This window comes from Oerskovia sp. NPDC056781 (assembly GCF_042789955.1).
In the GTDB taxonomy this organism is placed as follows: domain Bacteria; phylum Actinomycetota; class Actinomycetes; order Actinomycetales; family Cellulomonadaceae; genus Oerskovia; species Oerskovia rustica.
In genome coordinates this window covers 1-6,599 of the sequence record NZ_JBHUAD010000218.1, presented here as the reverse complement: position 1 = coordinate 6,599, position 6,599 = coordinate 1, and the positions used below count along the sequence as shown (strand labels likewise).

5 protein-coding genes are annotated in these 6,599 nt (G+C 68.2%); 1 reads left to right on the top strand and 4 read right to left on the bottom strand.

The window, feature by feature from the left end:
* Nucleotides 1–32 precede the first annotated feature (32 nt).
* The 4 genes from ACFRCR_RS15465 to uvrB form a co-directional block, all read right to left on the bottom strand.
* Nucleotides 33–1,046: a TerC family protein gene (locus ACFRCR_RS15465; RefSeq protein ID WP_377678754.1), complete on the bottom strand. Its 1,014-nt coding sequence runs from the start codon at nt 1,044–1,046 to the stop codon at nt 33–35.
* The gene (locus tag ACFRCR_RS15460; RefSeq protein ID WP_377678752.1) at nt 1,046–2,044 is read right to left on the bottom strand and encodes a TerC family protein; all 999 of its coding nucleotides are present in this window, start codon (nt 2,042–2,044) and stop codon (nt 1,046–1,048) included. The genes ACFRCR_RS15465 and ACFRCR_RS15460 overlap by 1 nt, the downstream gene beginning before the upstream one ends.
* Before the next feature lie 280 nt (nt 2,045–2,324).
* Nucleotides 2,325–2,747, bottom strand: coding sequence for a VOC family protein (locus tag ACFRCR_RS15455; protein ID WP_377678750.1), 423 nt, complete (start codon nt 2,745–2,747; stop codon nt 2,325–2,327).
* Between the two features lie 60 nt (nt 2,748–2,807).
* Entirely contained in the window at nt 2,808–4,907 is a 2,100-nt protein-coding gene (gene uvrB / locus ACFRCR_RS15450) for an excinuclease ABC subunit UvrB (RefSeq protein WP_377678748.1), read from the bottom strand.
* A gap of 247 nt (nt 4,908–5,154) precedes the next feature.
* On the opposite strand from uvrB, the gene ACFRCR_RS15445 reads away from it, so the two are divergent.
* Nucleotides 5,155–6,552, top strand: a complete 1,398-nt coding sequence (locus ACFRCR_RS15445) for a choice-of-anchor A family protein (RefSeq protein ID WP_377678746.1) — start codon at nt 5,155–5,157, stop codon at nt 6,550–6,552.
* The last annotated feature ends 47 nt before the right edge of the window (nt 6,553–6,599 follow it).

Below are 6,599 nucleotides of genomic sequence, written 5' to 3'. Positions count from 1 at the left end.
TCACAGGGCGACCAGCGCCCGCCGGCGCGGGCCTACGAGGCCGCGTCGACGTCGTCGGGCAGGGACTCGTCCTTCTGCTGACCACGCGTCCGCAGCAGGCTCGCCACGGTCGTGACCCCGAGCGCACCCAGGATGACCACGAGCGAGAGCCAGATCGGCACCGTCGGGACGGCCTCGATGTGCTGTCCGCCGTTGATGAACGGCAACGTGTTCTCGTGCAGGGCCTCGAGGATCAGCTTGATCCCGATGAACCCCAGGATCACCGCGAGCCCGATCGGCAGGTACACGAGCCGCTCGAGCAGGCCGCCCAGCAGGAAGTAGAGCTGACGCAGCCCCATGAGGGCGAACACGTTCGTCGTGAACACGATGAACGGGTCGTGCGTGAGCCCGAAGATCGCCGGGATCGAGTCGAACGCGAACAGCAGGTCCGTGCTGCCGATCGCGAGGAACACGATCAGCATGGGCGTGAAGAGCCGCTTGCCGTCGACCACGGTGCGCAGCCTGCCGCCGTCGTACGTGGGCGACAGCGGCAGCACCCGGCGCAGCGACCGGATGAGCCGGTTCTCCTGGTACTCCTCCGACTCGTCCCCGCCCACGACCAGCTTGACGGCGGTGTAGATCAGGAACGCCCCGAAGAGGTAGAAGACCCACACGAACTGGGCGATGATCGCGGCGCCCGCGAGGATGAACGCCCCCCGCAGCACGAGCGCCACGATGATCCCCACCATGAGCACCTTCTGCTGGTGCTCCCGCGGCACGGCGAACCTCGTCATGATGATGACGAACACGAAGAGGTTGTCGACCGAGAGGCTGTACTCGGTGAGCCAGCCCGCGTAGAACTCGACCGCGGGAGCACTGCCGCCCACGAGGGCGACGAGGCCGCCGAAGGCCAGTGCCAGGGCGACGTAGAACGCCACCCACAGGCCGCTCTCCTTCATCGACGGCACGTGCGGGCGACGGCCCACGATCACCAGGTCGACGAGCAGGAGGACGACGAGGGTCGTCAGGGACGCCGCCTCGAACCAGAACGGCAGCTCGTGCTGCATCAGTAGGTTTCCTTCTCCAGGCGACGGCGGTCGCTCTTGTCCTTGGCGAGGCTCGCGATCGTCGTGATGGCGAGCGTGACCAGGATGAAGCTGAGCGAGACGGCCGTCGAGATCTCAGGGATGGCGGTGACGTGCTCGCCACCGTTGATGAACGGGATCTCGTTCTTGTGCAGCGCGTGGATGAGGAGCTTGATCCCGATGAAGCCGAGGATCGCGGCCAGACCCCAGGCGAGGTACACGAGCCGGTCGAGGAGACCGTCGATCAGGAAGTAGAGCTGGCGCAGGCCCAGGAGCGAGAACGCGTTGGCCGCGAACACGAGGAACGTCTCCTGCGTGAGCCCGAAGATCGCCGGGATCGAGTCGACCGCGAACAGCAGGTCGGCGCTGCCGATGGCGATCATCACGATGAGCATCGGCGTGATGTAGCGCTTGCCGTCGATCTTCGTGAACATCCTGTCCTCGACGTACGCGTCCGTCGTCGGGAAGAGGCGACGCGTGAGGCGCAGGACGCCGTTCTCCTTGTACTCCTCGTCGTCGTGCTCACGTGCGCTCTTGACCTGCGTGTACGCGGTGTAGATGAGGAAGGCACCGAAGATGTAGAAGACCCAGCTGAAGTTCTCGATCAGTGCGGCACCCAGGAGGATGAAGATCGTGCGCAGGACCAGGGCGATCGTGATGCCGATCAGCAGGACCTTCTGCTGGTACAGCCTGGGCACCCGGAAGCTCGTCATGATGAGGACGAACACGAAGAGGTTGTCGACCGACAGGCTCTTCTCGGTGATGTACCCGGCGAAGTACTCCCCGCCGTAGACCGAGCCGAAGTACGCCCAGATCCCGGCGCCGAAGAGGACCGCGATGCCGACGTAGCCGGCGGACCACCACGAGGCTTCCCTGAGGGTGGGAGCGTGCGGGGTGCGGACGTGACCCACGAAGTCGAAGGCCAGCATCGCGAGGATCATGCCGATCGTCGCGACCCACATCCAGACAGGAACATCCATCACTCATACCTCCGGTACGTAGCGTCGAGTACCGAAGGTCTCTTCCGCCCTCGCGGTCACCGATGCGCCCGGGGGCGATCGCGAGAGGTGACCGTGCAGGACCGGTGACACCGGGCCGACGACTGCGCCGGCCGTGATGACGACATCACCGTTTCTGGGAATACTCCCCTTCAACTGAGCAAGCATAGGGCATGGCACGAGCCGGGCTCCCACGCCTTCCACAACGGCCCGGGCCCGCCGGAACTTCCGGGAGCAGGCAGCCCCGCAGCGCGCTCCGCCCTCACTGGACGCAGAACTCGTTGCCCTCCGGGTCCTGCAGGACGATCCAGAACTCGCCGTTCTCGTCCATCTCCTGGAGCAGCGTCGCCCCCAGCGCGACGAGGCGCTCGGTGTGCGCCCGGACGTTGCGCACGCGGTCGGCCCCCTCCCCCTCGACGCCCACGTCGATGTGCATGCGGTTCTTGGCCGTCTTCGGCTCCGGGACCTGCTGGATGAAGATCCGTGGCCCCACACCGTCCGGGTCCACGACCGCATAGAACGAGTTGTACCGGTCGGGGCTCATGCCCCACGCGGCCATGGCGGACTCCCAGTCGGCGAACCCCTCCGGCGGGGGCTGCTCGACGTACCCCAGCGCGACGCACCAGAAGGCGCCGAGGCCTCTCGGGTCGGCCGCGTCGAACGTGATCTGGACCGTGCGTGCCATGGCATCCCTCGTTCCGTCGCCGTCACCGGACCGACGACGTCGGCCCGGGCGTACCAGCACTCAGGCGGTGGCCGACTGCATCTGTCGCAGCTCTTTCTTGAGCCCCGAGATCTCGTCACGCAGCCGCGCGGCGAGCTCGAACTGGAGCTCGGCCGCCGCCGCGTGCATCTGGTCGCTGAGCTCCTGGATCAGGTCCGCGAGCTCGCCCGCGGCGACCCCCGCGAGCCGGTTGGCCGTCGTCGCGCCCTCCTTGGGGCCCCCCGGGACCGGCGCACGTCCCTTGCCGGGCTGGCGGTAGCCGCCGGCGAGGAGCTCCTGCGTGTCGATGTCCTCACGGGCGAGCATGTCCGTCACGTCGGCGATCTTCTTGCGCAGCGGGGTGGGGTCGACGCCGTGCTCCAGGTTGTACGCGACCTGCTTCTCGCGACGCCGGGTGGTCTCCTCGATCGCCTGCGCCATGGCCGGTGTGATCTTGTCGGCGTACATGTGGACCTGGCCGGACACGTTGCGGGCGGCACGACCGATCGTCTGGATGAGGGACGTCCCGGAGCGCAGGAAGCCCTCCTTGTCGGCGTCGAGGATCGCGACGAGGGACACCTCGGGCAGGTCGAGCCCCTCACGGAGCAGGTTGATGCCCACGAGGACGTCGTACTCGCCCATGCGCAGCTCGCGCAGCAGCTCGACGCGCCGCAGGGTGTCGACCTCGGAGTGCAGGTACCGGACGCGGACGTCGCGCTCCAGGAAGTAGTCCGTGAGGTCCTCGGACATCTTCTTGGTCAGGGTCGTGACCAGCACGCGCTCGTTGCGCTCGACCCGCTCGCGGATCTCGTGGAGCAGGTCGTCGATCTGCCCCGTCGTCGGCTTGACGACGATCTCCGGGTCGACCAGGCCCGTGGGCCGGATGATCTGCTCGACCACGCCGTCCGACATCGAGAGCTCGTACTTGCCCGGGGTCGCCGAGAGGTAGACCGTCTGCCCGATCCGCTCGACGAACTCCTCCCAGCGCAACGGCCGGTTGTCCATCGCGCTCGGCAGGCGGAAGCCGTGGTCGACCAGGTTGCGCTTGCGCGACATGTCGCCCTCGAACATCGCCCCGATCTGCGGGACCGTGACGTGGGACTCGTCGATCACGAGGAGGAAGTCCTCGGGGAAGTAGTCCAGCAACGTGTGCGGGGCCGTGCCGGCCTCTCGGCCGTCGATGTGTCGTGAGTAGTTCTCGATGCCCGAGCACGAGCCGATCTGGCGCATCATCTCGATGTCGTACGTGGTCCGCATGCGCAGACGCTGCGCCTCGAGGAGCTTGTTCTGCCGCTCGAGCTCTGCGAGCCGCTGCTCCAGCTCGGCCTCGATCGAGGTGATCGCGCGTTCCATGCGCTCCGGACCGGCGACGTAGTGCGTCGCCGGGAACAGGTTGACGCTCGTCTCCGAACGGACCACGTCACCCGTCAGCGGGTGCAGCAGGTGGATCGCCTCGATCTCGTCGCCGAAGAACTCGATCCGGATCGCGAGCTCCTCGTAGACCGGGATGATCTCCACGGTGTCGCCGCGCACCCGGAAGGTACCTCGCGTGAAGGCCAGGTCGTTGCGCGTGTACTGCATGGTGACGAACTGCCGCAGCATCGCGTCGCGCTCGACCTGGTCGCCGACGTCGAGACGGACCATGCGGTCCACGTACTCCTGCGGCGTGCCGAGGCCGTAGATGCAGGACACCGAGGCCACGACGACGACGTCGCGCCGCGTCAGGAGCGAGGACGTCGCGGAGTGCCTGAGGCGCTCCACCTCGTCGTTGATCGAGGAGTCCTTCTCGATGTAGGTGTCCGTCTGCGCGATGTACGCCTCGGGCTGGTAGTAGTCGTAGTAGGACACGAAGTACTCGACCGCGTTGTTGGGGAGCAGCTCCCGGAACTCGGTGGCCAGCTGGGCCGCGAGGGTCTTGTTGGGGGCCATGACCAGCGTGGGGCGCTGCAGCTCCTCGATGAGCCAGGCCGTCGTCGCGGACTTCCCGGTGCCCGTCGCCCCGAGCAGCACCACGTCCTTCTCACCCGCTCGCAGCCTCTGCGAGAGGTCGGCGATCGCGGTGGGCTGGTCACCCGACGGCGTGTAGTCGGAGATGACCTCGAACGGGGCGACGGTGCGCTGCAGATCGGTGACGGGACGCATGGTTCCACGGTACGGCGAACCACCGACAAGCGAACTATCGACCGCCGCTAGCCCACGGTCGACGAAGACGCGACCTGAACGGGGACTTTCACCCGGCAACGGATTTGGCGTGTCGCGACGGGGCCCAATACTGTGCCGGTGATCCTCGCGCATCTCCTGATATCCCCTGACAAACCAGACGTCGGGACATCCTGGGCCGTGGATTAGTACGTAGACCTTACTTTCGGCCTCGACCCCGGAGACATCGATGTTCCTCAGCTCGACGCGCAGGACACCCCAGCGCACCCTCCTCGGCGCGCTCGCCGCCGGCGCCCTGACCACCGGCCTGCTGGGCCTCGGCGCGGCCCCCGCCCTCGCCACCACCCCGCTGCCCGCGACAGCCCTCGGGACCGACTGCCCCGACTTCACCGGTGGTCTCACGAACACGCCGCTGTTCACCGACAAGGGCGTGGCCGTCTTCGTCGGCGGCGACTACACCGCACTGGGCGGGGCCAAGGAGTCCGAGGGCGTCCTCGTCTCCCAGGGGTCGGTGACCATCGACACGGGCGACCTGATGAACCTCGGCGTGGTCGGCGCCGGGTCCCAGTTCACGCCGCCGAGCGGCAGCGACATGGTCCTGGCCGCAGGGGCCGTGACCGTCAAGTCCGGTCGGGTCGAGGTCGCCCACCGGCTCGACAAGGGCGGGAACGTCGTCGCCGGCGGCGCCATCGAGGGAACCTTCGAGCTCAACGGCGGGAAGAAGACCCCGCACTCGCCCGTGCCCGCACCCCAGGCCAAGGCCCTCGGGTCCGAGCTCGACAAGGTCTCGGCCGACCTCGCGAGCAAGCCCGCGACCGGGAGCCTCGCCGGGAAGGTCCTGATCGGCGACGGTTCGTCCGCGGTGCAGGTCTTCGACGTCTCCGCCGAGCAGGTGGCGGGCCTGCGCGGTGAGGTCACGTTCGAGAACGTCGGGACGTCCGCACCGATCGTCGTGAACGTCTCGGGCAGGACGCCGGACCTCTCGCTGAACTACATCGCCGCGGGCAGCGATCGGATCGACGCGGGTGCGGCCCTCGGCAAGTGGGCCCCCCGCATCCTGTGGAACTTCCCCGACGCCACGAAGCTCACGATGACGAGCAGCAGCCAGACCGTCGGCTCGATCCTGGCACCACAGGCCGACGTCGCCCAGAAGACCCACACCAACGGTCGGTTGTACATCGGTGGAGACCTGACGTTCGGCGGGGCGGGAGCCAGCGGCGGCCTCGAGCACCACAACTTCCCGTGGACCGGTTCCGCGACGCTCGGCTGCGAGCAGCCCACCACCCCGAAGGACCCGGGGACGGGCGGCGAGGAGAAGGAGCCCGAGCCCGGCACCGAGGAGGAGACCCCGGCCCCCGAGACGCCCGTGGAGGAGGAGACTCCGGCCCCCCTCGCCACCACCGCACCTCCGGTCCCGGTGGACAAGGCCACCCCGGTCGCAGACCCCCAGCCGTCCCCGAGCGCCACTGCGCCCGCGAAGCCCGCCCAGACGGCGAGCGGCCAGGAGGAAGGCGGCCTCGCCGCCACCGGCGCACAGACCGCGCTGATCGTCGTGGTCGCCGCGGCTCTCCTCGCGGGCGGCACCTGGCTCGTCCTGCTGGCACGACGCAAGCGCGCCACGAGCTGACCTCCCGCTGACGTACGGCCGAGGCCCTCAGGGACATCCCTGAGGGC

Excerpts from the sequence above, each read along its gene's own strand:
- ACFRCR_RS15445 (WP_377678746.1), top strand. The coding sequence starts at position 5,155 with ATGTTCCTCAGCTCGACGCGCAGGACACCCCAGCGCACCCTCCTCGGC.
- ACFRCR_RS15455 (WP_377678750.1), bottom strand. The coding sequence starts at position 2,747 with ATGGCACGCACGGTCCAGATCACGTTCGACGCGGCCGACCCGAGAGGC.
- uvrB (WP_377678748.1), bottom strand. The coding sequence starts at position 4,907 with ATGCGTCCCGTCACCGATCTGCAGCGCACCGTCGCCCCGTTCGAGGTC.
- ACFRCR_RS15465 (WP_377678754.1), bottom strand. The coding sequence starts at position 1,046 with ATGCAGCACGAGCTGCCGTTCTGGTTCGAGGCGGCGTCCCTGACGACC.
- ACFRCR_RS15460 (WP_377678752.1), bottom strand. The coding sequence starts at position 2,044 with ATGGATGTTCCTGTCTGGATGTGGGTCGCGACGATCGGCATGATCCTC.